The sequence below is a fragment of the Pseudomonas rossensis genome, from assembly GCF_039888995.1.
Taxonomy (GTDB): Bacteria; Pseudomonadota; Gammaproteobacteria; order Pseudomonadales; family Pseudomonadaceae; genus Aquipseudomonas; species Aquipseudomonas rossensis.
In genome coordinates, this window is the sequence record NZ_JBBWCB010000003.1 from 58,870 (window position 1) to 82,933 (window position 24,064).

22 protein-coding genes, 3 tRNA genes, 1 pseudogene and 1 riboswitch are annotated in these 24,064 nt (G+C 58.4%); of the genes and pseudogenes, 8 read left to right on the forward strand and 18 right to left on the reverse strand.

The features are described from left to right. Positions 1-69 precede the first annotated feature (69 nt). From flgM to WLY71_RS01825, 3 genes are all read left to right on the forward strand, one after another. The gene (gene flgM / locus WLY71_RS01815; protein ID WP_123368749.1) at positions 70-396 is read left to right on the forward strand and encodes a flagellar biosynthesis anti-sigma factor FlgM; all 327 of its coding nucleotides are present in this window, start codon (positions 70-72) and stop codon (positions 394-396) included. Between the two features lie 48 nt (positions 397-444). Then, positions 445-912, forward strand: a complete 468-nt coding sequence (locus WLY71_RS01820) for a flagella synthesis protein FlgN (protein ID WP_347802271.1) — start codon at positions 445-447, stop codon at positions 910-912. A gap of 91 nt (positions 913-1,003) precedes the next feature. Next, entirely contained in the window at positions 1,004-1,750 is a 747-nt protein-coding gene (locus tag WLY71_RS01825) for a flagellar brake protein (RefSeq protein WP_347802272.1), read from the forward strand. A gap of 65 nt (positions 1,751-1,815) precedes the next feature. Here the strand turns inward: WLY71_RS01825 and WLY71_RS01830 are convergent, their stop codons facing one another. From WLY71_RS01830 to WLY71_RS01850, 5 genes are all read right to left on the reverse strand, one after another. Then, on the reverse strand, positions 1,816-3,186 hold the full coding sequence (locus WLY71_RS01830; RefSeq protein WP_347802273.1) for an MFS transporter: 1,371 nt from the start codon (positions 3,184-3,186) through the stop codon (positions 1,816-1,818). Between the two features lie 70 nt (positions 3,187-3,256). Next, the gene (locus tag WLY71_RS01835; protein ID WP_347802322.1) at positions 3,257-4,498 is read right to left on the reverse strand and encodes a glutamine synthetase family protein; all 1,242 of its coding nucleotides are present in this window, start codon (positions 4,496-4,498) and stop codon (positions 3,257-3,259) included. A gap of 202 nt (positions 4,499-4,700) precedes the next feature. Beyond that, on the reverse strand, positions 4,701-5,393 hold the full coding sequence (locus WLY71_RS01840) for a sensor histidine kinase (protein ID WP_347802274.1): 693 nt from the start codon (positions 5,391-5,393) through the stop codon (positions 4,701-4,703). Beyond that, positions 5,390-6,994: a response regulator gene (locus WLY71_RS01845; RefSeq protein ID WP_347802275.1), complete on the reverse strand. Its 1,605-nt coding sequence runs from the start codon at positions 6,992-6,994 to the stop codon at positions 5,390-5,392. The genes WLY71_RS01840 and WLY71_RS01845 overlap by 4 nt, the downstream gene beginning before the upstream one ends. A gap of 338 nt (positions 6,995-7,332) precedes the next feature. Next, positions 7,333-7,409 (reverse strand) — tRNA-Arg (locus tag WLY71_RS01850). Positions 7,410-7,701: 292 nt separating this feature from the next. On the opposite strand from WLY71_RS01850, the gene WLY71_RS01855 reads away from it, so the two are divergent. Both WLY71_RS01855 and WLY71_RS01860 read left to right on the forward strand, forming a co-directional pair. Further along, entirely contained in the window at positions 7,702-7,935 is a 234-nt protein-coding gene (locus WLY71_RS01855; protein ID WP_347802276.1) for a hypothetical protein, read from the forward strand. Between the two features lie 22 nt (positions 7,936-7,957). After that, the gene (locus tag WLY71_RS01860) at positions 7,958-8,137 is read left to right on the forward strand and encodes a PA3371 family protein (RefSeq protein WP_347802277.1); all 180 of its coding nucleotides are present in this window, start codon (positions 7,958-7,960) and stop codon (positions 8,135-8,137) included. On the opposite strand, the pseudogene phnN reads toward WLY71_RS01860, so the two are convergent. Next, positions 8,112-8,652, reverse strand: a pseudogene (phnN, locus tag WLY71_RS01865) (phosphonate metabolism protein/1,5-bisphosphokinase (PRPP-forming) PhnN). The gene WLY71_RS01860 and the pseudogene phnN sit on opposite strands and share 26 nt — an antisense overlap. A 385-nt stretch (positions 8,653-9,037) precedes the next feature. On the opposite strand from phnN, the gene WLY71_RS01870 reads away from it, so the two are divergent. Beyond that, positions 9,038-9,364, forward strand: coding sequence for an Arc family DNA-binding protein (locus tag WLY71_RS01870; RefSeq protein WP_003178899.1), 327 nt, complete (start codon positions 9,038-9,040; stop codon positions 9,362-9,364). 101 nt (positions 9,365-9,465) lie between these two features. Here WLY71_RS01870 and mgtE read toward each other — a convergent pair whose 3' ends face one another. Further along, positions 9,466-10,908, reverse strand: a complete 1,443-nt coding sequence (gene mgtE / locus WLY71_RS01875) for a magnesium transporter (RefSeq protein WP_347802278.1) — start codon at positions 10,906-10,908, stop codon at positions 9,466-9,468. 319 nt (positions 10,909-11,227) lie between these two features. Here mgtE and WLY71_RS01880 point away from each other — a divergent pair, with 319 nt between their 5' ends. After that, positions 11,228-11,746 carry a cell envelope protein SmpA gene (locus WLY71_RS01880; RefSeq protein WP_347802279.1) on the forward strand — a complete coding sequence of 173 codons (519 nt, stop codon included), beginning with the start codon at positions 11,228-11,230 and terminating at the stop codon, positions 11,744-11,746. 19 nt (positions 11,747-11,765) lie between these two features. Here WLY71_RS01880 and WLY71_RS01885 read toward each other — a convergent pair. The 6 genes from WLY71_RS01885 to ltaE all read right to left on the reverse strand — a co-directional run bounded on the left by WLY71_RS01885 (position 11,766) and on the right by ltaE (position 17,586). Beyond that, positions 11,766-11,842: transfer RNA gene (locus tag WLY71_RS01885), tRNA-Arg, on the reverse strand. Positions 11,843-11,949: 107 nt separating this feature from the next. Further along, positions 11,950-12,040, reverse strand: a tRNA-Ser gene (locus WLY71_RS01890). 62 nt (positions 12,041-12,102) lie between these two features. Continuing rightward, positions 12,103-12,291, reverse strand: a complete 189-nt coding sequence (gene csrA / locus WLY71_RS01895) for a carbon storage regulator CsrA (RefSeq protein WP_002554426.1) — start codon at positions 12,289-12,291, stop codon at positions 12,103-12,105. Between the two features lie 186 nt (positions 12,292-12,477). Beyond that, the gene (locus WLY71_RS01900; RefSeq protein ID WP_347802280.1) at positions 12,478-13,719 is read right to left on the reverse strand and encodes an aspartate kinase; all 1,242 of its coding nucleotides are present in this window, start codon (positions 13,717-13,719) and stop codon (positions 12,478-12,480) included. Between the two features lie 91 nt (positions 13,720-13,810). Next, positions 13,811-16,435 (reverse strand): alanine--tRNA ligase, encoded by a 2,625-nt coding sequence (gene alaS, locus WLY71_RS01905; protein ID WP_347802281.1) that lies wholly within the window; start codon positions 16,433-16,435, stop codon positions 13,811-13,813. Between the two features lie 146 nt (positions 16,436-16,581). Then, positions 16,582-17,586, reverse strand: a complete 1,005-nt coding sequence (gene ltaE, locus WLY71_RS01910; protein ID WP_347802282.1) for a low-specificity L-threonine aldolase — start codon at positions 17,584-17,586, stop codon at positions 16,582-16,584. 195 nt (positions 17,587-17,781) lie between these two features. After that, positions 17,782-17,952: riboswitch (FMN riboswitch) on the forward strand. Between the two features lie 102 nt (positions 17,953-18,054). Between ltaE and WLY71_RS01915 the strand changes: the two genes are divergently transcribed. Next, positions 18,055-18,564: a 6,7-dimethyl-8-ribityllumazine synthase gene (locus tag WLY71_RS01915; protein WP_347802283.1), complete on the forward strand. Its 510-nt coding sequence runs from the start codon at positions 18,055-18,057 to the stop codon at positions 18,562-18,564. Between the two features lie 168 nt (positions 18,565-18,732). Here the strand turns inward: WLY71_RS01915 and astE are convergent, their stop codons facing one another. From astE to astA, 5 genes are all read right to left on the reverse strand, one after another. Next, entirely contained in the window at positions 18,733-19,743 is a 1,011-nt protein-coding gene (gene astE / locus WLY71_RS01920) for a succinylglutamate desuccinylase (protein ID WP_347802284.1), read from the reverse strand. Positions 19,744-19,755: 12 nt separating this feature from the next. After that, the gene (locus WLY71_RS01925; RefSeq protein ID WP_033056735.1) at positions 19,756-20,043 is read right to left on the reverse strand and encodes a hypothetical protein; all 288 of its coding nucleotides are present in this window, start codon (positions 20,041-20,043) and stop codon (positions 19,756-19,758) included. 20 nt (positions 20,044-20,063) lie between these two features. Next, positions 20,064-21,410, reverse strand: a complete 1,347-nt coding sequence (gene astB, locus WLY71_RS01930) for an N-succinylarginine dihydrolase (protein ID WP_347802285.1) — start codon at positions 21,408-21,410, stop codon at positions 20,064-20,066. A gap of 139 nt (positions 21,411-21,549) precedes the next feature. Then, complete coding sequence (gene astD, locus WLY71_RS01935) at positions 21,550-23,019, reverse strand: succinylglutamate-semialdehyde dehydrogenase (protein WP_347802323.1); 1,470 nt, start codon at positions 23,017-23,019, stop codon at positions 21,550-21,552. Continuing rightward, positions 23,016-24,041: an arginine N-succinyltransferase gene (astA, locus tag WLY71_RS01940; RefSeq protein WP_347802286.1), complete on the reverse strand. Its 1,026-nt coding sequence runs from the start codon at positions 24,039-24,041 to the stop codon at positions 23,016-23,018. The genes astD and astA overlap by 4 nt, the downstream gene beginning before the upstream one ends. Positions 24,042-24,064 lie beyond the last annotated feature (23 nt).

Consider the following 24,064-nt stretch of genomic DNA (forward strand, 5'->3'; position numbering starts at 1 on the left):
TGGACCTAAAGTTTTTCCGGGTATGGCCGAAAACATGGCAAGCGTCCAAATACCCAGAGGTTTTTTGTCATGGTCATCGATTTCAGCCGTTTGAACAGTTCCTCGTCACTTACCGGTAGCACACGTACCAGCACCGCGAAGGAAACCGCCGAAACCGGCAAATCCGCGCCGCTGAATACCCCGGCCGAACAGGCCAGTACCGTCAAAAGCGGGGAATCGGTACATCTCAGCAATGAGGCTCAACAGTTGCAGAAGGTCACTGACAAGCTGCGCGATCAGCCTGCCGTCGACAACGCCCGCGTGGCCGAGTTGAAAGCAGCGATTGCCGATGGCAGCTACAAAGTCGACAGCAACCGTGTAGCCAGCAAACTGCTCAACTTCGAAGCCCAGCGCTAGGCCAAGGCCTGCGCCAGGCTTTTGGACGCTTAAAACCCAAGGCCAGCCATGCACGACACTAATTTACTGCAACTGATCACCGACGATTTCGCTCCAGCACAGCACTTGCTGGAGTTACTGCAAACCGAGTCCCTCGCCTTGCACGGTCGCGACATGCCACTGCTCGAAGAGATTCTGGCGCAGAAACAGGCATTGATCATTTTGCTCGATCAGCATGGCCGCAAGCGCAGTGAAATCCTCGCCAGCCTCAACCTGCCGACCAATCGCAACGGCCTGGAGCAACTTGCCAGCCATTCGAGCATTGGCGATCAGCTGTTGGAACAGAGCGATGTATTGACCCATCTTCTCGCTCAGTGCCAGGCGGCCAACGTCAAGAATGGCCAGTCGATCCTGGTGCAACAGGCCGCGACGGCCAATCAGCTGAAAATCCTCAACGGCGGCGAGCCGCCAGCGCTCTATGATGCACGCGGATCAACCTCCATGCTTGCGAAGCCACGCCCGCTCAGTCAGGCTTGAGCCTGCTGAAAAGCGCGCACTATCAAGACGCGCAACATGCTGGCAATATGCTGGCCAGCCGTAGTCATATTTGTCTGGAGATTGATGAACCGTGTTCAATGCCTTAAGCGCGGAAGATGCTCCGCAGCCACCCAAGGTGCTCACCACGCCCCTTGAGATCTCCAGCAACCTGCGCCAGCTGCAAGACAGCCATGATCCGCTGATCATCACGTTCCATGAGCGCAGCCAGCGCTTCCAGAGTTATCTGGTGGACATTGACCGTGACAGCAACATGATTGCCCTGGACGAAATGATTCCCCGCGATGGTGAACGCTTCCTGCTCGCCGGCGAACCGTTCAAGGTCGAAGGCTTTCACGACGGCGTGCGTATTGCCTGGGAAAGCAACGGCCCGTTGACCATCGACGAATCCGGTGGCGGTCGCTGCTACCGTGGCGCCCTGCCGGCCGAGGTGGTTTACCACCAGCGTCGCAATGCATTCCGTGCCGCATTGAAGCTGGCACAACTGGTCAACGTCGATCTGGGCGGTGAAAAACTCAAGTCGCCGATCAGCGGCAAGCTATTGGACATCTCCGCCACCGGCTGCAAGTTGCGCTTCGAAGGCGACATCACGGGCAGCCTGCAACTGGGCCAGGTCTATGACCGCTTCATCGCCGCCCTGCCCTTTGGCAACATGACGGCACCCGTCGAGCTGCGTTACCTGCACTTCGAAGAAAGGATCTCCACCACCTTCGCCGGCGTACGCTTTCACAACATGAGCGGGCTGGTGCAGCGGCAGGTCGAGCGGTTCGTCTATCAGCTTCAGCGCGAAGCGCGGCGCTTCGACAAAGATGACATGTAATACGACGCTTCAATAGAAAACGGGCAGTCCCTTGCGGTGACTGCCCGTTTTTTTATGCGTGGAATTTAAGGCCTGGCCTCAGTAAAACTTTGCTCGCGAGGTGCATCGGGGTCTTCGGGCGGTGGATCGGTTTCGGGCTCTGATTCGGGTTCCGGGTCCGGATCAGGGTTGATCGGGTTCTGCATCTGGTCTTGCACCACCTGCTCATCGACCCGCGGGTCAAGGCAAGCCACCAACGGCGAACTCGACATACTGTCCGGCATGGCGACGTGATGCAGCGGCGCATCGTCGACCTGATGCAGGTTGGTCACCGCTTTCGGGCGAATCCGCCACACCAGCACCAACGCGAAGAAGCTGAAGAAGGCATAGAGCATGTGGCTGCCGAACAGCTTCATCAGCACCCCGGCCACCAGCGGCCCGATACTGGCGCCGACACCGTAGGTCACCAGCAGCATCGCTGTCAGGGACACCCGGCGATCACCCTCGACGTGGTCGTTGGAGAATGCCACCGCCAGCGGATACAGGCAGAACATCACCAGCGAACAGCAGAACCCGGTGATAAACAAAATCTCCAGCGGTACCTGCTGCATGATTGCCAGCGGCAACGCGGTAAGCGCCAGGACCAGCGCAAAACAGCGGATCAACAGCGCCCGGTCATAACGGTCGGACAGCCAGCCCAACGGCCATTGCACCAGCAAGCCCGCAAAAATGCAGCTACCCATGAACAGACCGACCTGCTCCGTGGACAACCCCTGCTGTGAGGCATACAGCGGTGCCAGACCGTAGAACGAACCGATGATCAGTCCCGCCCCCAGCACCGTGCTCAAGGATTGCGGCACGCGCTTGATAAAGAACCGCGGCTCCATCGGTGCCGGGTGCAACGGTGCCGGGTGAATCCGGCGAGTCAGGGCCACCGGCACCAGGCACAGCGCGAAGCACAAGGCGACCAGCATCAGCAGTTCAAGGCCCAGGCTCGGGTGCATGACCAGAATCAACTGACCCAGCACCAACCCCAGGTACGAGGCGATCATGTAGCCGCTGAACACCGTTCCGCGCTGCGAGGCTTCGGCCTGCTCATTGAGCCAGCTTTCGATGACCATGTACTGGCACATCATCCCGAGGCCGACGATGACCCGCAGGAAGATCCAGGCAGGCAACCAGTCCACCAGGCCATGGCCCAGCACCGCCGCGCCGACAATCCCGGCGCAGGCCGAATAGGCTCGAATATGCCCGACCCGGGCAATCAGCCGATGACCGATCTTGCCACCCAACACCAGGCCGAAATAGTTGGCCGCCATCAACGCACCGACCCACAGGCTGTCGACGCGGTCGGCGGCTAGGCGCAAGGCCAGGTAAGTACTCAACAGGCCAGAGCCGATCAACATCATCAGCGAGGCAAAATAAAGCGCTCGAAAGGGTTTCCAGATTTGGCGCATCGGCGTTCCGAGCGGCTCCTTGCAGTGAGAAACGGGCTACCCGAAAAGATAGCCCGAAGACGATGGATCGTCAGGCCTGGGCCGCTAAAACACGCCGCTCCCAGGGAGTAATTTCATCAAAGAAGCTGGTCAACTCCATGGTCTTCGAGGCGATGTAGCCTTCGATGAACTCCTTGCCAAACAGTTCCTTCGCCAATTGGCTACGTTTCAGACGCTCAAGAGCAGCATGCAAGGTACACGGCAACGAAAGATTGTCCGGCACTTCGAATTCACCCTGGATCGGCTCGCTCGGCTCCAGTTTGTGTTCAATGCCATACAACCCTGCGGCAAGGCTGGCGGCGATCGCCAGGTAAGGATTTGCATCAGCCCCCGGCAAGCGGTTCTCGACCCGACGAGCGGCGGGCGAACTGGCTGGAATACGCAATCCGGCCGCACGGTTGTCGTGGGACCAGCAGGCATTATTCGGTGATGCGAAGGGATGGCACAAGCGCTGATACGAGTTCACGTTCGGTGCGAACAACGCAGTGAAATCCGCCATGACGGCCTGCTGACCCGCGATGAAATGACGGAAGGTCGCGGTCGGCTCACCAGCCTTGTCGCTGAACACGTTACGCCCGCTGCCGATCTCGATGATGCTCTGGTGAATATGCATCGAACTGCCCGGCGTGTGCGCCAGCGGCTTGGCCATGCAAACCACGGTCAGGCCATGCTTGAGCGCGACTTCTTTAAGCAGATGTTTGAACAGGAGTGTCTGGTCGGCCAGCAGCAGCGGATCGCCGTGCAGCAGGTTGATCTCGAACTGGCTGACGCCCATCTCGTGCATGAAGGTATCGCGCGGCAAGCCCAGGGCCGCCATGCAGACGTAGACTTCACTGAAGAACGGCCGCAAACCATTATTGGAACTGACACTGAACGCCGAATGACCGTCCTCGCGACGACCGTCCAGGCCCAGCGGCGGCTGGAACGGTTGAGTCGGGTCGGTATTGGGCGCGAAGACAAAAAACTCCAGCTCGGTCGCCACCACCGGCGCCAGGCCGAGGGCCGCGTAACGCGCGATCACGGCTTTGAGTTGGCCGCGGGTCGACAGAGACGAGCTTTCGCCTGTCAGCTCGTCCGCATCGCAAATGGCCAAGGCTCGCGGCTGCTGGCTCCACGGCAAGCGATGGATCTGTGCAGGGTCGGGCACCAGCGCCAGGTCGCCATCATCGCTGCCGTAAAAGCGCGCTGGCGGATATCCGCCCATGATGCATTGCAGCAGCACCCCCCGCGCCATCTGCAAACGCCGCCCCTCGAGAAAGCCTTCGGCGGTCATTACCTTGCCACGGGGTACGCCATTCAAATCCGGCGTGACACATTCAATCTCATCAATGCCCGTCAATCGCTGTGCGAGTGAGCGATGGCCATCGGTTGTCATGACGCAATCCTTTGTTGTTGTGCGAGCCGCGAACGGCGACCCGTACAAAATAGGCTCCGCCTGTTCGGAATATCAAGCAGCGGCCAACAAAAAGAACCGGTCAGGGGAGGTAAAGGCTGAACAACCCGCCACCCAGCGGGCCGCCATTGCTGATTTCGGTGCGTCCGCCCACGCCATTACGTTGATGGAGTGCGGCAATCCGCCCGGCAAAGTACAGGCCCAGGCCAGTGCTTCCGCTGCTGTGGTTGATGCCCTGCACGTAATCGGCCTGACGCTCAATCATCTCGGGTGGATAACCCTCGCCATCGTCGTTGACGGTCAGCACCAGTTGCCCCGCTTCATCGCTGACACCGATCAATACCGCGTGACGGGCGTAACGAATGGCGTTGTTGATGCTGTTGCCCAGCACCGAAGCAATCAGCTCCCGGTCGAAGAAACCCAGAGGGCTCAACGGATCCACTTCATAGGTCGCCATGATGCCGCGACTGGCAAACACGTCCTGGTGGCAGGCCAATTGCGCTTCGATGAAGTCATCCAGTTCATGGTAGGCCGGTTGCAGCGGCATCTGGTTAACCCCGAGTTTGTACAGCCCCAGCAACTGCACCAGCATGCCATTGAGGTGCGCGAACTCGAATTCGATCACACCCTGCTCCGGGGTGTGCTGCTGCGGATCCGGCAAGCGCGCCAACCATTGGCTGTGGGCCTGCATCAACATCGCCAGGGAGTTCTTCATGTCGTGCACGGTGAAGGCAATCACCGTGGAAAAATCGAGTGCCTGTTTGCTGTTGTTCATTCGCCAAACGCCTTGCTTCGCAACTTCTGATAACGGGGAAAACGCGCATCGGTGTCGGGCATCAGGCCGACCATTTTCAGGCACGTCCGACATTCCTCCAGCTCCGCCGAAGGGACATTGGTGTCGGTGCCGTGCAGTAGCGACTGCGCCATGTTCAGCGCGATACTGATGTTCTTGGGTTGCAGCGCCAGGGCTTTGCGGAACACCTGCCGCGCCTCCACCAGGTTGCCGGTCTTGTACACCCGCACGCCCTGACGGTTGAGGTCCGCAGCGGCGTTGCCGGAGTTGAGAATGGTCGGATCGTCGGTCAACTTGGCGATGCCCTTCATCACCGTCGGGTCGTCGCCGTAGATTTCCGCGCAGTTTTTCAACATCGAGGCACCGGCGCTGGCCTGCCCGAGCATCTGCAGTTGCTTGGCCACCAGCAGCGCCGCTTCGGCGCTCATGAACTGTTCCATGCCATCGAGGCGCATCATCGCCTGCTCGGTGAGCTTCTCGGCAGTTTCGGCATCGTTGAGCAGCAGGCTGGTGGCTTTCATCAATCGCGCACGAATCTGCAGACCCGGGTCGGAAGGGTTTTCCTTGGCCACCGCACTCAGCGTCGTGTTGATTTCCAGTCGAGTCCGGGTATCCAGACCTTTTTCGCTGCCTTTACTGATCAAGGCATGGGCCAGGCCAAGGTTGCTCTCCGCATCCTTGAAACGTGACTGCGCGCCCTGTGCCACGGCCTGGCGATAGGCTTTGGAGGCGGTGTCGAAATCTTCGTTGGCCATCGCCAACTTGCCCAGCTGCGCTTGCCGGCGCACCGCCAGCGGCGACAAGCGGATCGCCTCTTCCAGCACATTCTGGGCCGCCTTGGTGTCGCCTTCGGCGACCAGCACATCAGCCATGCCGTCGTAGAGCGCCGGCATCATAGGGAACACTTTCAGGGCTTTTTCATAGACGCCCTTGGCCTGACCGACCTGGCCACGTTTGAACAGCAACTTGCCCAACCCGGCGAACGCCCACGGCAACGGTCGATCAGCAATGATGCTGTCATAGAGACGCTCCAGCGCCTCGTTCTGATTCAGGTCGCGCAAGGCATCGGCGCGGTAGCGCAGGCACAACGGCGAGTAGCGGATGTCTTGTTTGCACAAGGCGATGCAGGCATTGAGCACTTCAACCGGTTTGCCCCGGTCAAGGGCCTGCAGAATCGGCTTGAGCAAGGTCTTGCGTTGCTCCAGCCGCTCCAGGCGTTGAGCCAGGCCGGAACGGTTGAACGGTTTGGTCAGGTACGCATCGGGTTCGTGTTCCAACGCACTGAGCACCATCGCCTGACTGGTCTCGGCGGTGACCATGACGAACACGGCCTCGTGGCTGATCAGCTTCTCGATCATCAGGTCTTCAAGCACCTGCTGACCGTTCTTCTTGCCATCGCCCAGGTGAAAGTCCTGCAGGATGAAATCGTAGGCTTTCTGCGAACACATCCGCAGCGCCTGCTCACCGGAATCGGCGGTGTCGACATCCTTGACGCCCAGCTCGCGCAGCATGGACCTGACGGAACTGCGGAAATCCGAGAAATCATCGACGATCAAAAAACGCTTTTGGTGATACGACAGCATCGAAGATTTCCAGGCAATTTAAGAAGAAGACCATGACTGTTCGGGTTATCGGCCAGTAGTGGCGTTCCCTTGAGAAGTCATACCGCTCAGTACGCGCTAAATAAGATCTGATTTCGAAGGTGTTGAACGTAGCTATCAGGCAAATGGACGACGGCGTATGACCGAGGTGAGTATTTCGATTGGCAAAGTCGAAGGGGACAATCTCGACTAGCCGCGACAACAGAATAAAAAAAGCCCCGCCGGAGAATTGCCCGGCGGGGCTTTTTTTGCCTCTTGGCGCTACCTGCTGACGAGGAGAACATGCCCTGTCAGAAGGTGACCGAAGAGGTACGAATTAATGGTGTCCCAGGGCAGGTTCGAACTGCCAACCTTCCCCTTAGGAGGGGGATGCTCTATCCAATTGAGCTACTGAGACACAGATCGACCACGAAGAAACGCGGTGCAATGGACGGCGTGCATGTTAACGGGCAGGCCTGCTTTTGTCATGTCGTCCGTTGGGCTTTTTAAGTGTAGGCAGACGCCTCGCAGGAGCGTGGCTTTGTTTACCGTGCAAATTGCATCACCGCAAAAAGCCATCATTGCAAAATGCAATGCAGGCACTTCTGGGAAATATCTTAATTCATTGTTTTTAAAGGATTTAATTACCGTTAGACTCTTGGCATGCGGGCTGCTTTAGCTGTTCTCGAAGAACATCGGAGGCAAGCCTCATGAACAGCACCCATTTACTCTCGAACGCGATCGCTCTGGCGATTCTGTTGGGCTTTCATTTTGTCCCCGAGAGCGGTGTTGAGCCGGTTGCTCAACGAATGCCTCATTACCTTCAGGTGCAAAGAGCGCCTCAACTGGCAGTTATGAGCGACCAGCGCAGCTTTGTCAGCCAAGAGGTGAGCCAGGAAGGCATTCTGCTGCCGGCTCAGTCTTCAGAATGTTTGGTATTTTGAATCACCCCATCAGGAGCACCGCATGTCCAAATCAGCCGCAGGGTTTTTCATCCTCGCCTTACTGAGCGGCATTCTTCATCTGTCAGTGTTCCAGGATACGGTCCTCACCCTGCCTTTGATCGCCAGCGGCGTGTTCGGTGCGCTGTTTGTGCTGGCGCTGATTGCCGGGCGCAAGATCAAGTTCGATCCGGTACTGCGTTAATCCTCAACAGGTCCAGCAGATTGGCAACAGTGGTGGTCAGTTCACCTGAATTGTCGAGTCGATGGATCCACGTATCTCCGTTTGAACCCTCTGTCGTGAATAACCCATTGCGATGCAGCCTTGCTTCAATCTCCGCAAAACTCTCGCGACCACGGCGCAGCAGGCGCTCTCGCAGGACCTCATCCTTGACCGTCAAAAGAACCGGCAACAGCGTTGGATACTGGTGCAGCGCCTGAGCCAGATGGCCGCGAGAACCGTTGATCTATTTCGATCGGAATACCGTAATCCAGGCCATTGGCGTTCCAGCACAGCGCGAAATCGCCCTCGACTCTGTGTTGCTCGAACTCTTCCCGGGAAACACCAATCGCATTTTCGCCCACTGATTCGGCCGAACGCGTGATGACCCGACGCACCACTTCACAATTGAGCGTCTGCAACGGCTCTCGAGCGGCTTCGATGAGGCTGTCCTTGCCGGACCCAGAAGGCCCCATCAAGTAAATCAGCCTGCCATCCATCTTGAAATCACCTCGCACTGCACGTCTTCCCCTAGTAAATCGGCCAATTGCCACTATCCTGTACAAGTAAGGAACACTGATCGAATCTGCACAGCATGCGCCTTCAGGCGTCCCAGGACATCACCTGTCGGCAAGAGGAGGCGGTCAGTAATACGGACCAGGGCAAACTTTTCAAACCAGTCCGCATTTCTGATAATTGGTGCTGGCATAACGCCTTTATCCAGTTCAATATTTGTCACAGAATTGACGCCAACGAACTGGCTACTTTGAGGCATGATGCGAGCCTTTATCAATTCAGGTTGAACATTTGGCCAGACCGCTTGTCCTATCAGACATCCTGCGGCCAATCCCGAGAACCGCTCCCCTGAACTAACCGGTTAAATATATGCGCCCATTGAAACAGGCAATTTATTCCAGCCGTACGGCTGACAAGTTCGTCGTACGTCTGCCAGACGGAATGCGTGAACGCATTGCCGAGGTGGCTCGCAATCATCATCGCAGCATGAACTCCGAAATCATCGCGCGCCTTGAGCAAAGCCTTATTCAGGAAGGCGCGTTGGGCGAAGAATTGAGCATGCGCCTGGACAGCCCGGAGCTGTCATTGCACGAACGTGAACTGCTGCAACGCTTCCGCCAACTCTCCCACCGTCAGCAGAACGCACTTGTTTCGCTGATTGCGCATGATGCCGAAATGGCCGCAGACGCTTCCTGATTTCATCCGAAAGTTCAAGCCAGCTTAATCGCTGGCTTTTTTTGCCTGAAATTCGGGCATAAAAAACCCGCCGATTGGCGGGCTTTTAACAACAGGCAAAATCAGAGCAGGAAGATCGTCGCCAACCCGAGGAAGATGAAGAACCCGCCGCTGTCCGTCATGGCGGTGATCATCACACTGGCGCCCATCGCAGGATCGCGCCCAAGCCGCGCCAGGGTCATGGGAATCAACACCCCCGCCAATGCCGCCAGCAACAAGTTGAGCGTCATGGCAGCGGTCATCACCACCCCCAGAGACCAACTGCCATACAGCAGATAGGCGACGACACCGATCACACCACCCCAGACCAGGCCATTGATCAGACCTACCGCCAACTCCTTGCGCATCAGGCGCGAAGTATTGCCGGTGCTGACCTGGTCCAGCGCCATGGCCCGAACGATCATGGTGATCGTCTGGTTACCCGAGTTGCCACCGATACCCGCCACGATCGGCATCAGTGCCGCCAACGCCACCAATTTCTCGATGGAGCCCTCGAAAAGACCGATCACCCGAGATGCGATGAACGCGGTGATCAGATTAATTGCCAGCCAGGCCCAACGGTTACGCAGGGATTTCCAGACTGACGCAAAAATATCTTCTTCTTCGCGCAGACCCGCCATGTTGAGAACTTCGTTTTCGCTCTCTTCACGGATCAAGTCGACCATTTCATCGATGGTCAGACGGCCGATCAGCTTGCCGTTCTTGTCGACCACGGGCGCCGAGATCAAGTCGTAACGTTCGAACGCCTGAGCAGCGTCATAGGCGTCTTCGTCCGGATGAAAACTCACCGGGTCGCTGGCCATGACGTCGGAAACCTGTTTTTCCGGGTCGTTGACCAGCAAACGCTTGATCGGCAGCACGCCCTTGAGCACGCCGTCGTAATCGACCACGAACAGTTTGTCCGTGTGGCCAGGCAGCTCTTTGAGGCGGCGCAGGTAACGCAATACCACTTCGAGACTGACGTCCTCACGGATCGTCACCATCTCGAAATCCATCAGCGCACCGACCTGCTCCTCGTCGTAGGACAACGCAGAGCGGACGCGCTCACGCTGTTGACCGTCGAGGGTTTCCATCAGCTCGTGGACGACGTCTCGCGGCAGCTCGGAGGCCAGGTCAGCAAGTTCGTCGGCATCCATGTCCTTGGCGGCAGCCAGGAGCTCGTGATCGTCCATGTCGGCGATCAGCGTTTCACGAACCGAATCGGACACCTCGAGCAGAATGTCGCCGTCGCGATCAGCCTTGACCAATTGCCAGAGCGTCAGACGATCGTCCAGCGGCAAGGCTTCAAGGATGTAGGCGACGTCGGCGGAGTGCAAATCATCGAGCTTGCGTTGCAACTCGACGAGGTTTTGCCGGTGAACCAGGTTCTCGACCCGGTCGTGATGCGGACCTTCCTGGCGGTGAGTCAGGTCTTCGACCACCCGCTGACGCTGCAGCAGCTCAACAACTTGAGCGAGGCGGTCCTGCAAGCTTTCCTGCGTTTTCTTTACTTCAACTTCAGACATAGGCGAACTCCACTCCCAGCAGCGGGGCACGCAGGAAGGATCAATCAGTCAATTCATGATTGGAAAAACGGGGTACTGAGTAACTACTGGGTAAGTCCATGGAGGTATTCCACAAGCCCCGGCGGGGCTGACGGGCGCAATGATACACCGCCCGACGGTTTAAAACGTTAAAAAATCGCGGCTGAAACAAGCGCTTGCAAGACAAACCTGAGCGCTGCCTGATCCATCAAACTGCGACGACTCATCCTGAAAAGAAAACACACCACAGCCGAAAAATGTAACGACTACCCTTCAGATGGACCGTCATGGAGGACGTTTAATGCCATCAAATGCACCTTATTTTTTGTTGATCACCCTGCTCTGCCCGTCGCCCTGGGCGCTTGCCACGACCGTTCACCGCTGCGAGGCGGCCAACGGGCGCATTACCTTCACGACGTTGAGCTGTACGGCCGGAGACAGCCTTACGCTGCAGGATGTCCGCACCTTCACACCGGGCAGCACGACCGCTCTCATGCCGGAATCCGAGAATCGCGAAACATCAGGTATGAAAATCAAAAGGAGAGATCCGACTGTCGTCGGCAAGACCGAGGACAAATGTGGAAACCTCATCAGCGCCAGAGAGCGCCGCGAAGCCATCATCAATCAGCGGGTTGTCGCCGGCATGAGTCAGCAGGACGTCGAGAGTGCCCTTGGCAAGCCAGACAAGATCAGTATTCGCAACTCGACCACGAGCTACCGTTACGACACCCAGCGAGGTCGTAGCGCACACGTCGAGTTCGATGAGAGAGGATGCACCAAAGGAAAAGCCAAATCCCAGACGGCAAAAAGCCCGCGTTAAACGCGGGCTTTTTGTTGTTTGGTGCACTCGACAGGATTCGAACCTGTGACCGCTCGGTTCGTAGCCGAGTACTCTATCCAGCTGAGCTACGAGTGCATTTGTTGCCGCGCATTATAGGCCGTTTAATCTCTATGTAAAGCACTTTTTCTAGTAATTTCAAACACTTACCGAAGAAGCCAGATTACAACGTACTACGCAAATAATGGCGGAGAACGGGGGATTCGAACCCCCGACACCCTTTTGAGGTGTACTCCCTTAGCAGGGGAGCGCCTTCGGCCACTCGGCCAGCTCTCCGCAACACGGGGCGTATATTAACCAGCTTCTTCCCCGTTTGCAAACATAAAAAACGATAAAAATTAATGGCTTGGTTCTTCGTCCTTCTCTTTCTTTATACGCAGGTAAATTTCCTCACGGTGGACCGCAACCTCTTTCGGGGCGTTGACACCGATACGCACTTGATTTCCTTTGACGCCGAGCACGGTCACGGTGATTTCGCCATCACCAATAATCAGGCTTTCTGCACACCGACGAGTCAGAATCAGCATACCTTTCTCCTCACGCATTTCATTTCAGGGACAACAGTCTGCAAAAAAAAGGCACTCGACCTACAACCTGAACGATCGCAGCCCTACATGCCTGAGTATTGACTAGCGCGAGCAAAAGAACAGCCTCGAGTCGCACCATTCAAAAAAACAAAGGGCGCGGTCAGACCGTGCCCTTTGGCAAACGCATCACTCGCCCTGACGGGCCGGCGCGTCCAGTTCGAAAGCTGTGTGCAGAGCGCGCACAGCCAGTTCCAGGTACTTCTCTTCGATCACTACGGAGACTTTGATTTCCGAGGTCGAGATCATCTGGATGTTGATGCTTTCCTTGGCCAGGGATTCGAACATGCGGCTGGCCACGCCTGCGTGGGAGCGCATGCCGACACCGACGATCGACACCTTGGCAATCTTGATATCGCCAACGACTTCACGGGCACCGATCTCGCGAGCGGTGTTTTCCAGCACGGTTTGCGCTGCCTGGAAGTCATTGCGATGCACGGTGAAGGTGAAGTCGGTGGTGTTATCGTGCGCAACGTTCTGCACGATCATGTCGACTTCGATGTTCGCGCCGCTGATCGGCCCAAGAATCTTGAACGCCACACCCGGGGTGTCTGGCACGCCACGGATGGTCAGCTTGGCTTCATCGCGATTGAAAGCGATGCCGGAAATGATCGGCTGTTCCATGGTTTCCTCTTCATCAATAGTAATGAGGGTGCCCGGACCCTCCTTGAAGCTGTGCAGTACGCGCAGCGGAACGTTGTACTTGCCGGCGAATTCCACCGCACGGATCTGCAACACCTTGGAACCGAGGCTGGCCATTTCCAGCATCTCTTCGAAGGTAATCTTGTCCAGGCGCTGAGCCACGGACACCACACGCGGGTCGGTGGTGTAGACGCCGTCGACGTCGGTGTAGATCTGGCATTCGTCAGCCTTCAAGGCTGCCGCCAGCGCCACGCCGGTGGTGTCGGAACCGCCACGACCGAGGGTGGTGATGTTGCCGTGCTCGTCGACGCCCTGGAAACCGGCGACAACAACCACACGACCAGCCTTCAGATCACCACGAATCTTCTGGTCATCAATCTGCAAGATACGCGCTTTATTGTGCGCACTGTCCGTCAGAATCCGCACCTGGTTGCCGGTGTAGGACACCGCTGGCACGCCGCGCTTGATCAGCGCCATGGCCAACAGCGCAATCGTCACCTGCTCACCGGTGGAGACGATCACGTCCAGCTCACGAGGAACTGGCTGGCCGTCGCCACTGATTTGCTTGGCCAGATCGATCAGACGGTTGGTTTCGCCGCTCATTGCAGACAGCACAACCACCAGGTCATCGCCGGCCTCGCGGAATTTCTTAACCTTGTCGGCGACCTGCTCGATTCTCTCGACAGTGCCGACCGAGGTGCCTCCAAATTTCTGTACGATCAAAGCCATTTCAAAGCCGCCTCTGCCCATGAAGGGCGCCCAAATAATCACTCAAACAGCGTTCCGGCCCGCCACTAGACTGCGGGCCGGACACACTGCCTTATAAACCCTGCTCTACAAATGGAACAGTCAGGGCCAATGCCGCATCCAGTGCGCCAGCGTCAGTACCACCGCCTTGCGCCATGTCTGGACGACCACCGCCCTTCCCGCCCACTGCCGCAGCGGCTTGCTTCATCAAATCACCGGCTTTGAGTTGGCCAGTCAGGTCTTTGGTTACGCCTGCAACCAGAACGACCTTTTCCTCATGGACACTGCCGAGCAGGATCACTGCGCGGCCGAGTTTGTTTTTCAGTTGATCGACCAGCGCCAGCAGCGCCTTGCCGTCCTGACCGTCCAGACGCACGGCCAGCACTTTCACACCTTTGACATCCAGGGCAGAAGCCGACAGATCGTCGCCCGCCGCGCTGGCAGCCTTGGCCTGCAACTGCTCGAGTTGCTTCTCCAGCAGACGGTTGCGCTCCAGCACAGCCGACAGCTTGTCGATCAGGTTGTCGCGGCTACCCTTGACCAGGTTGGCCGCTTCCTTGAGTTGTTCTTCAGCAGCGTTCAAGTATGCCAGCGCTGCGGCGCCAGTGACCGCTTCGATACGACGCACGCCGGAAGCCACGCCGCCTTCGCTGATAATCTTCAGCAGGCCGATGTCGCCAGTCCGGTTGGCGTGGATACCACCGCACAGCTCGACGGAGAAATCACCGCCCATGCTCAGTACGCGCACGCTGTCGCCGTATTTCTCGCCGAACAGCGCCATGGCGCCCTTCTGCTTGGCGGTTTCGATATCGGTTTCTTCGGTTTCAACTTCGGAGTTCTTGCGAATCTCGGCGTTGACGATGTCTTCCAGCGCCTTCAACTGTTCAGGTTTAATGGCTTCGAAGTGGCTGAAGTCAAAGCGCAGGCGCTGACTGTCGACCAACGAGCCTTTCTGCTGAACGTGGTCGCCCAGCACCTGGCGCAATGCTGCGTGCAGCAAGTGAGTCGCCGAGTGGTTCAACGAAGTCGCGTGACGCACTTCGGCATCAACATGAGTCTCTACCGGCGCACCAATGGTCAGGCTGCCCGAGGCCAGCACGCCGTGATGCAAGAAGGCGCCACCCGTTTTAGTGGTGTCGCGTACGTCAAAGCGCGCGTTACCGACCTGAAGAAAGCCGCAGTCACCGATCTGACCGCCGGATTCAGCGTAGAACGGCGTCTGGTTCAGTACGACCACACCTTCTTCGCCTTCACTGAGCACGTCGACCGACTGGCCATCTTTATAGAGACCAACGACTTTCGCCGCACCTTTAGTCGCTTCATAGCCAGTGAATTCGGTGGCCACATCAACCTTGACCAGGCTGTTGTAGTCCATGCCGAAGGAGCTGGCGGAACGGGCACGGACGCGCTGGGCTTCCATTTCGCGCTCGAAGCCTTCTTCGTCGATGGTCAGGCTGCGTTCGCGAGCGATGTCGCCGGTCAGGTCCATCGGGAAACCGTAGGTGTCGTAGAGTTTGAACACTACGTCGCCCGGCACCACGTCGCCTTTGAGCTCGGCCAGATCCTGCTCGAGGATTTTCAGGCCCTGCTCCAGGGTCTTGGCGAACTGCTCTTCTTCAGCTTTCAGTACACGTTCAATGTGCGCCTGCTGGGATTTCAGCTCAGGGAAGGCTTCGCCCATCTCGGCGACCAGTGCCGCAACGATCTGGTAGAAGAAGCTGCCCTTGGCGCCCAGCTTGTTGCCGTGACGGCAGGCGCGACGAATGATCCGGCGCAGCACGTAACCGCGACCTTCGTTGGACGGCAGCACGCCGTCGGCAATCAGGAAACCGCACGAACGAATGTGGTCGGCGACGACTTTCAGCGAAGCCTGAGCGTCGTTGGTGCAACCGATGGCCTTGGCCGATGCACTCAGCAGGCTCTGGAACAGGTCGATTTCATAGTTCGAGTGAACGTGTTGCAGCACGGCACTGATCCGCTCCAGGCCCATGCCGGTATCGACCGACGGCGCTGGCAGCGGGTGCAACACGCCATCGGCGGTGCGGTTGAACTGCATGAACACGTTGTTCCAGATTTCGATGTAACGGTCGCCGTCTTCTTCAGGTGAGCCCGGTGGGCCGCCCCAGATGTCGGCGCCGTGATCGTAGAAAATCTCGGTGCAAGGACCGCACGGGCCGGTATCGCCCATGGTCCAGAAGTTGTCAGACGCGTACGGCGCGCCTTTGTTGTCGCCGATACGAACCATGCGCTCGGCCGGAACACCGATTTCCTTGGTCCAGATGTCGTACGCCTCGTCATCGCTGGCGTAGACGGTGACCCAGAGCTTTTCTTTCGGCAGGTTCAGCCACTTGTCGGACGTCAGGAAGTTCCAGGCGTAGGTGATTGCATCGCGCTTGAAGTAATCACCGAAGCTGAAGTTACCCAGCATTTCGAAGAATGTGTGGTGACGAGCGGTATAACCGACGTTTTCCAGGTCGTTGTGCTTGCCGCCGGCGCGCACGCATTTCTGGCTGCTGACCGCGCGGGTGTACGCGCGTTTTTCCTGGCCCAGGAAGCAGTCCTTGAACTGGTTCATCCCCGCGTTAGTGAACAGCAGGGTTGGGTCGTTGCCCGGAATCAAAGAGCTGGAGGCTACACGGGTGTGGCCTTGCTCTTCGAAGAAGCGAAGGAAGGCTTCACGGATTTCTGCGCTTTTCATTAGGTTCTTCCACGGAGGCTGCGGCCAAAGGCCTGTGCGAAACGTCAACAGACGAAGCGACGGCAAAGGGCCGCATTATATAGGCCCTGCGCGCGGGGTACAGCGTGTTTATACGATAGAAACGGTCAATTGGACCGCTAACGCTATCAGTTGCGCGAAAACTCGACGAATGTCGCGACGACCTGCTCGATTTGAGCGCGGCTGACGTCCATGTGCGTGACCATGCGCAGACGTCCGGCAGCGCTCAGCTTGATCCCGCGTTCAGCGGCAAACGCCTTGATGGCCTCGGCCTTGTCGCCCATCTGCACGTAAACCATGTTGGTCTGCACCGGCTCGACCTCGTAACCCGCCGCTCGCAAGCCTTCGGCCAGCAACTGCGCATTGGCGTGGTCATCAGCCAGACGCTGAACATGGTTATCCAGCGCGTACAAACCTGCTGCCGCCAGAATCCCGGCCTGGCGCATGCCGCCGCCGACCATCTTGCGCAGGCGTCGCGCCTTAGCGATCAATTCGACCGAGCCGCACAGCACCGAACCGATCGGCGCGCCCAGGCCTTTGGACAGGCAGACCGATACGGAATCAAAGTGCTGAGTAATTTCCCGGGCATCGACACCCAATTTGACCGCCGCGTTGTACAGCCGCGCGCCGTCCAGGTGCAGCTGCAACCCCTGTTCACGGGTAAAGCTTCGAGCCCGCGCCAGATACTCCAACGGCAAAACCTTGCCTTGCATGGTGTTTTCCAGCGCCAGCAAATGGGTACGGGCGAAGTGGAAGTCATCCGGTTTGATCGCAGCCGCGACGTGCGCCAGGTCCAGCGAGCCGTCGGCCTGCACTTCCAGTGGCTGCGGCTGGATCGAACCCAGCACCGCTGCACCACCCCCTTCGTACTTATACGTGTGAGCCTGCTGGCCGACGATGTATTCGTCACCGCGTTCGCAGTGGGCCATCAAGCCCAGCAGATTGCTCATGGTGCCCGTCGGAACAAACAGCGCTGCAGCAAAACCCAACTGATTCGCAAGCTCGGCTTCCAGACGATTGACCGTCGGATCTTCGCCGTAAACGTCGTCACCAGTGGCCGCGCCGGCCATCGCGTCGAGCATCCCTGCGGTCGGTTGCGTGACGGTGTCGCTGCGAAGATCAATAACGCTCATGAATCTGGCCTCGGTAAGCAGGGAAAATCCCTTTCAGTCAGGAATTACTGCGGTCATGCGGACGAATAATCAACCCTTGGGTAGGAAAAGACTTCCTGAACCGACGAAAAAGTCGATAGCAATCATCAGATAGCAGCAATGCACAGGTGAGAAATATGTGTTAAAAACGCTTCGTCGCCAAACAATCTGGCGGCAAAACGTTCTCAGGGCGGGGTGCAACTCCCCACCGGCGGTAATTGCGCGCAATGCGCATAGCCCGCGAGCGCTTGGCGACAGGCACGGCAATGGCTGTGATGGCGGCAAGGTCAGCAGACCCGGTGTGATCCCGGGGCCGACGGTCATAGTCCGGATGAAGAGAGAACGGGATTGGCGCCAAAGGGCCGTCCGCAGGCATTCGTGCGAGCGTGCGTACCCTTAAATCCCATTCGATTCATATGCCCTGTTTTTTACATAAACAGGAGTCAGAACATGCAACCCACCGCAATCGATAGCAAAAGCAAAAACCATCAGGGCGAGCGCGTTGCGTTCATCCAGGCCTGCTGGCACAAGGAAATCGTCGATCAGAGCCGTAAAGGCTTTGTGGCCGAAATGATTGTTCAGGGTTATCAGGAATCGGAAATCGATTTCTTTGAAGTCGGCGGCGCCTTTGAAATTCCGCTGCACGCCAAGCTGCTGGCCAAGTCCGGTCGTTATGCCGGCATCGTCGCGGCGGGTCTGGTAGTCGACGGCGGCATCTATCGCCACGAATTCGTCGCCCAGTCGGTGATCAGCGGTTTGATGCAAGTTCAGCTGGAAACCGAAGTGCCGGTGTTCTCGGTGGTTTTGACCCCGCACCACTTCCATGCTGGCGAAGAACATCAGAAGTTCTTCTTCGAGCACTTTGTGCATAAAGGCCAGGAAGCGGCGAAGACGTGCGCGGATACGTTGCACAAGATGCGTGCGTTGCGTCGTAGCGAGCCACGTGCGGTAGCCGTTTAAACTCAAAACCTGTGGTTTGGGGTGAGGTCTTTGGCTTCACTCAAATCAAATGTGGGAGCGAGCTTGCTCGCGATGGCGGACTGACAGCCAACATAACGTTGAATGTTGACCCGCTATCGCGAGCAAGCTCGCTCCCACATTGGTTCTATGCCTGGCATGAGATCAGGGTCAGGCGAGGTTTTCGTCGGTAGTCGGCACAATCAGGATGCCGGCGCGCAGGCCGTTCTTGACCTTGGGGTTCGGGAAGATGATCCGGGCACCCTCCTCCTCAATGATCCACCGGGTCTGTGCGATGTCTTCGGCCAGCAGGTAACCCACTTCCAACTCCGAAAAGTTCTCGATGTCCGCTGGCAGATTCAAGCGGAAGCTATCGCTGTGCTTGATGATTTCTCGCGCCACGCTAAACAGCTGCAAACCGTCCAGCGCCTCTTCGGTCTGGGCTGGTTCGTTGCCTTCGATAATCTGTTTGAGGCGGGTTTCCAGCAGATCGACGTTGACCCCATCGTTCTGCCCGAACGGCCGCGCCTTGCCCAGTTCAAGGGTAAAAGACTCGGCACCAAGTTTGTCGTAAGTGTAGGAGCTGAAAACGATGGACGGCTTGTTTTGCAGCAGCACCGCTTCCATGCCGGCAGCGCGCAGGCGCGCCAGTTCCAGGCGTGAATGCTGACGGCCTTCTTTCCAGGGATACAGCGCGAACTGCTCGATTTTCGAACCGCGAATGGCCGTGTGCAGGTCGTAGTGCAGACGGTTGCGATCCGGCAGGCTGAAGAAACTCGCCGCCAGCCGCTCCAGTTCACACGCGCGCAGGGCTTCGGAGCCGCTGCTTTGTTCGTGACGGCCGTTGAACAGCCGATTGACGTCCTGCTCGATGAAACGCTCGCCTTTGCGAATCGCTTCCGGGTTACCGAACAGGAACAGAATACGTGCGCGGGGCTTAAGATCGCCGCGGGCAATGTCGTGCAACAGGCGATCAAGCAACTCGATCGGAGCTGTTTCGTTGCCATGGATGCCGGCCGATAGCAGCAGATCCAGGCCTTTGTCGCGAGCTTCAGGTGGCCGGACTTCCAGCGCACCTTCGCTCAACCAGCGCATGCGCACGCCTTCGACAGTCAGTTGAGTCTTCTCCGCCGGTTCGCGGCCGGCGAGGGTCAGTTCAAGCAGTTTGCCGAGGGCGAGCATAGAGCGGTTTCCTTAGTGGTCGTGCGCGCAATCCGGGCCGTGCACGTGGTCTTCGTCACCGACTTCAGCCGGTTCCATTTCCAGTTGCAGACTTACCAGATTAGTCGCCAATGGGCGCAGCAGCAGGTTTGCGTATTCAGCGTCACCTTCTTCGACGTCCACGCCGATCAGCAATTGGCCGCGGCCGTCTTGCTGAATCCACAGCTCTTTGCCTTGCCACATGACCGCGACGCGGGTGCAGGAGGTTTCCAGTTGCGTGCCGTCGGTGTCTTCAAGGATCAGCTGCAGGGTATCGCTCATGGTCTTTACGCTCTCGACGTTCAATTGATCTGGAATGGATAAACCGCGCCCAGTTTAAGGATTTGCGTCAGTTCATCCAGTGCCGCCCGGCACTCAAGCAGCAATTGCGGGTCCGCGAGATCGTTTTCGGTCATGCGGTCGCGGTAGTGCTTGTCGACCCATTCGGTCAGCGTGCCGTACAACGGTGCCGTCATGATAACCCCTGGGTTGACGGCCGCCAGTTCGGTTTCGTTGAGCGCGACGCGCAGTCGCAGGCAAGCCGGGCCGCCGCCGTTCTGCATGCTTTGCTTCAAATCGAACACTTTCACTTCGCGGATCAGGCCACCGGAACTGGTCAAACCTTGCAGGTACTGCCAGACACGCTCGTTGCCACGGCATTCTTCCGGCACGATCAACAGCATCGAGCCGTCAGGACGCGACAGCAGTTGGCTATTGAACAGGTAGGAACGAACGGCGTCTTCCACGGTGACCGCGGAACGCGGTACGCAGATCGACTGAAATTTCCCACCGACTTTGGCGAGCTTGCTTTGCAATTCAGCGAGCATCTGCTCGGTGTCGAGGAACGCGTCCTCGTGATAGAACAGCACCTCGCCATTACCCACCGCGATCACATCGTTGTGGAACACGCCCTGATCGATCACCGACGGATTCTGCTGAGCGTAGACCACGCCGTCATCGCTCAAGCCGTGCAGGCGGGCAACCGCCTGGGAGGCTTCGAGGGTCTGACGGGCCGGGTATTTCTGCGGTGCCGGGTAACGGGTGTCGAACGCGCTGCGACCGAACACGAAGAACTCGACGCCCGCTTCGCCGTATTCACGGCAGAAACGGGTGTGGTTGGCTGCGCCTTCGTCCCCGAACTGCGCCACGGCCGGCAAGGCGGTGTGGTGAGCGAAATGCTTCTGATCAGCGAACATCGCCCCCAGCACGCGACTGGTAGTCGGGTGTTCGATGCTGCGGTGATATTTGCAGTTCAGGTTGGCCGCGGTGAAATGCACACGGCCATCCGCGGTGTCGGCGCTCGGGCTGACGGTGGCGGCGTTAGCCACCCACATGCTCGACGCCGAGCAACTGGCCACCAGCAACGGCATCGCATCTTTAGCCGCCTGCTCGATCACCTGAGCGTCGGTGCCGCTGAAACCCAAACGACGCAGGGCTGCCACGTCCGGGCGTTCCTGTGGTGCGAGCACGCCCTGTTGAAAGCCCATTTCCATCAGCGATTTCATCTTCGCCAGGCCTTGCAGCGCGGCTTCCTTCGGGTTCGAAGACTGCTGGCTGTTGCTCTGGGACGCGACGTTGCCGTAGGACAAACCGCCGTAGTTATGGGTCGGCCCCACTAGACCGTCAAAATTGACTTCATAGGATTTCATCAGCGAGGCTCCACGAGAATCTGTTGTTGTAGGCATCTGGTAACTGTTCTTTGAGACCGAGTCGCGGCTATCGCGAGCAAGCTCGCTCCCACAGGTTTTGCGCAATCCTTGTGGGAGCGGGCTTGCCCGCGATTGGGCCTTACGACATGCGCACGCCCGGGGTCAGCGCAGCCGGCAAGGTCAAGCTCGGCGTTTCCAGCGAAGCAACCGGGTACGCGCAGTAATCTGCCGCGTAGTAGGCGCTGGCACGGTGGTTGCCCGAGGCGCCGACACCGCCGAATGGCGCGCTGCTCGCAGCACCGGTCAGCTGTTTGTTCCAGTTGACGATGCCAGCACGGCTTTCCAGCCAGAACTGCTGATAACGCGCCTCGGAATCCGACAGCAGACCGGCCGCCAGGCCATAGTCGGTATCGTTGGCTTCAGCGATCGCCGCCTCAAAATCAGCGTAGCGGATCACTTGCAGCAGCGGGCCGAACAGCTCTTCGTCAGGGCGATCAGCCACTGCCGTTACGTCCAGAATGCCTGGGGTCAGCAAGGCGGCTTGAGCTTGAGGTTGAGTCATTTCCAGCAATGCTACTGCGCCGTTACCCAGCAGATGTTCCTGCGCATCCATCAGTGCTTTCGCAGCGCCGAGGGAAATCACCGAGCCCATGAACGGTGCCGGTTGCTGATCAAACGCGCCGACGTCAATCGTACGGCTGACCGCCACCAGACGCGCCAGCAGCGAGTCACCCCAGGCGCCCTGCGGCACCAGCAAGCGGCGCGCACAGGTGCAACGCTGACCGGCGGAAATGAACGCCGACTGAATGATGGTGTAAACGGCAGCATCGAGGTCTGCGACCTGATCAACGACCAGCGGGTTGTTACCGCCCATTTCCAGCGCGAGGATCTTGTCCGGACGACCGGCAAACTGTTGATGCAGGTGATTGCCGGTGCGGCTGGAGCCGGTGAAGAACAAGCCATCGATGCCCGGGTTCGCCGCCAGGGCGATACCGGTCTCGCGAGCGCCTTGCAGCAGGTTCAACACGCCTGCCGGCAGACCGGCTTCGATCCAGCACTTGACCGTCAGTTCGGCGACTTTCGGCGTCAGCTCGCTTGGTTTGAACAGCACGCTATTACCGGCCAGCAGCGCCGGCACGATGTGACCGTTCGGCAGGTGACCAGGGAAGTTGTAAGGCCCGAACACCGCGACCACACCGTGTGGCTTGTGGCGCAACACGGCGGTGGCGTCGCCCAAGGGGCCGCTCTTCTCGCCGGTACGTTCGCGGTAGCTCTGCACCGAGATGGCAATCTTGTTGACCATGCTGGTGACTTCGGTCGCCGCTTCCCACAAAGGCTTGCCGGTTTCTTCACCGATAGTGCGAGCCAGTTCGTCAGCATTGTTCTTCAGCGCGGCGGCAAAGGCCTCCAGCACTGTGATGCGCTCTTCCAGGGTACGTCGGGCCCAGCCCGGGAATGCCTGGCGCGCGGCTTGCACGGCCGATTCAACCTGAGCAGGGGTAGCGCCTTCGCCGGCCCACAGCACTTGTTGGGTTACCGGGTTCAGCGACTGAAAGGCTTCACCCTGGCCGGCCAGCCATTCACCTGCGATGTACAGCGAATTCATTATTTCGACTCCCTGGCAGCGGACAACGTAACGGCGCGCACTTGATCGCCGGCGTTTAGTTGAAGACGTTTGGCGGTCAGTGGATCGACCACCAGCGTACCGGCGGCGAAACGTGCAGGAGCAGCAGTGATCCGGCAGTCGTCGCGCTTGCGGTTATGAATCAGGAACGGTGTGGCGTCGTCACCCGGCGTGCCGATGGCCAGCACCAGCGCCTGGCTGTCGCGCACTGCGCGGATCTTGCCGGTTTCACACTCAACAGCAGGACCGGCGTCGAAGATGTCGACGTAGCCTTGATAGCTGAAACCTTCGCTTTTGAGCATGGCCAACGCCGGCTCGGTGTCCGGATGAACCTGGCCGATCACGTTGCGCGCATCTTCCGACAGGAAGCAGGTGTAAAGCGGGAATTTCGGCATCAGTTCGGCGATGAACGCCTTGTTGCCCACGCCAGTCAGGTAGTCAGCCTGGCTGAATTCCATCTTGAAGAAGTGACGCCCCAGGCTTTCCCAGAACGGCGAACGCCCCGCTTCATCGGACATACCGCGCATCTCGGCGATGATCTTGTTGCCGAACAGCTGCGGGAACTCGGCGATGAACAGCATCCGCGCCTTGGCCAGCATGCGGCCGTTGAGGCCGGTGCGGTAGTCGGCGTGCAGGAACAGCGAGCACAGCTCGGAGTTACCGGTCAGGTCATTGGCCAGGAACAGCGTTGGAATTTCGCGATAGATGTTCAACTCTTGCGAAGCGCTGACGGTCAAGCCAACCCGGAAGTTGTACCAAGGCTCACGCAGACCGACGGCACCGGCAATGGCGGAAATACCCACCACACGGCCGTCATCATCTTCGAGCACGAACAGGTAGTCCGCATCGCCCCGCCCGGCTTCGCCGCGGAAGGTCTTCTCGGCCCAGCCGACCCGATGGGCCAGACGCTCTTCGTTGGCCGGCAAGGTGGTCAGGCCGGTGCCGGTGCTGCGGGCCAGGTCGATCAGAGCGGGTAAATCGCTGCTGCGTACGGGACGAACGATCATGCTATCTCCTCAAACGGGTCGCA

What these genes read in the sequence shown, in the direction of transcription:
- mgtE (WP_347802278.1), bottom strand. Translation starts at nt 10,908, where the DNA reads ATGTCTGAAGTTGAAGTAAAGAAAACGCAGGAAAGCTTGCAGGACCGC.
- WLY71_RS01915 (WP_347802283.1), top strand. Translation starts at nt 18,055, where the DNA reads ATGCAACCCACCGCAATCGATAGCAAAAGCAAAAACCATCAGGGCGAG.
- astB (WP_347802285.1), bottom strand. Translation starts at nt 21,410, where the DNA reads ATGAAATCCTATGAAGTCAATTTTGACGGTCTAGTGGGGCCGACCCAT.
- astA (WP_347802286.1), bottom strand. Translation starts at nt 24,041, where the DNA reads ATGATCGTTCGTCCCGTACGCAGCAGCGATTTACCCGCTCTGATCGAC.
- WLY71_RS01835 (WP_347802322.1), bottom strand. Translation starts at nt 4,498, where the DNA reads ATGACCGCCGAAGGCTTTCTCGAGGGGCGGCGTTTGCAGATGGCGCGG.
- astE (WP_347802284.1), bottom strand. Translation starts at nt 19,743, where the DNA reads ATGCTCGCCCTCGGCAAACTGCTTGAACTGACCCTCGCCGGCCGCGAA.
- WLY71_RS01840 (WP_347802274.1), bottom strand. Translation starts at nt 5,393, where the DNA reads ATGAACAACAGCAAACAGGCACTCGATTTTTCCACGGTGATTGCCTTC.
- alaS (WP_347802281.1), bottom strand. Translation starts at nt 16,435, where the DNA reads ATGAAAAGCGCAGAAATCCGTGAAGCCTTCCTTCGCTTCTTCGAAGAG.
- WLY71_RS01860 (WP_347802277.1), top strand. Translation starts at nt 7,958, where the DNA reads ATGTCCAAATCAGCCGCAGGGTTTTTCATCCTCGCCTTACTGAGCGGC.
- WLY71_RS01845 (WP_347802275.1), bottom strand. Translation starts at nt 6,994, where the DNA reads ATGCTGTCGTATCACCAAAAGCGTTTTTTGATCGTCGATGATTTCTCG.
- WLY71_RS01855 (WP_347802276.1), top strand. Translation starts at nt 7,702, where the DNA reads ATGAACAGCACCCATTTACTCTCGAACGCGATCGCTCTGGCGATTCTG.
- WLY71_RS01900 (WP_347802280.1), bottom strand. Translation starts at nt 13,719, where the DNA reads ATGGCTTTGATCGTACAGAAATTTGGAGGCACCTCGGTCGGCACTGTC.
- WLY71_RS01870 (WP_003178899.1), top strand. Translation starts at nt 9,038, where the DNA reads ATGCGCCCATTGAAACAGGCAATTTATTCCAGCCGTACGGCTGACAAG.
- WLY71_RS01925 (WP_033056735.1), bottom strand. Translation starts at nt 20,043, where the DNA reads ATGAGCGATACCCTGCAGCTGATCCTTGAAGACACCGACGGCACGCAA.
- WLY71_RS01820 (WP_347802271.1), top strand. Translation starts at nt 445, where the DNA reads ATGCACGACACTAATTTACTGCAACTGATCACCGACGATTTCGCTCCA.
- WLY71_RS01830 (WP_347802273.1), bottom strand. Translation starts at nt 3,186, where the DNA reads ATGCGCCAAATCTGGAAACCCTTTCGAGCGCTTTATTTTGCCTCGCTG.
- WLY71_RS01880 (WP_347802279.1), top strand. Translation starts at nt 11,228, where the DNA reads ATGCCATCAAATGCACCTTATTTTTTGTTGATCACCCTGCTCTGCCCG.
- ltaE (WP_347802282.1), bottom strand. Translation starts at nt 17,586, where the DNA reads ATGAGCGTTATTGATCTTCGCAGCGACACCGTCACGCAACCGACCGCA.
- flgM (WP_123368749.1), top strand. Translation starts at nt 70, where the DNA reads ATGGTCATCGATTTCAGCCGTTTGAACAGTTCCTCGTCACTTACCGGT.
- csrA (WP_002554426.1), bottom strand. Translation starts at nt 12,291, where the DNA reads ATGCTGATTCTGACTCGTCGGTGTGCAGAAAGCCTGATTATTGGTGAT.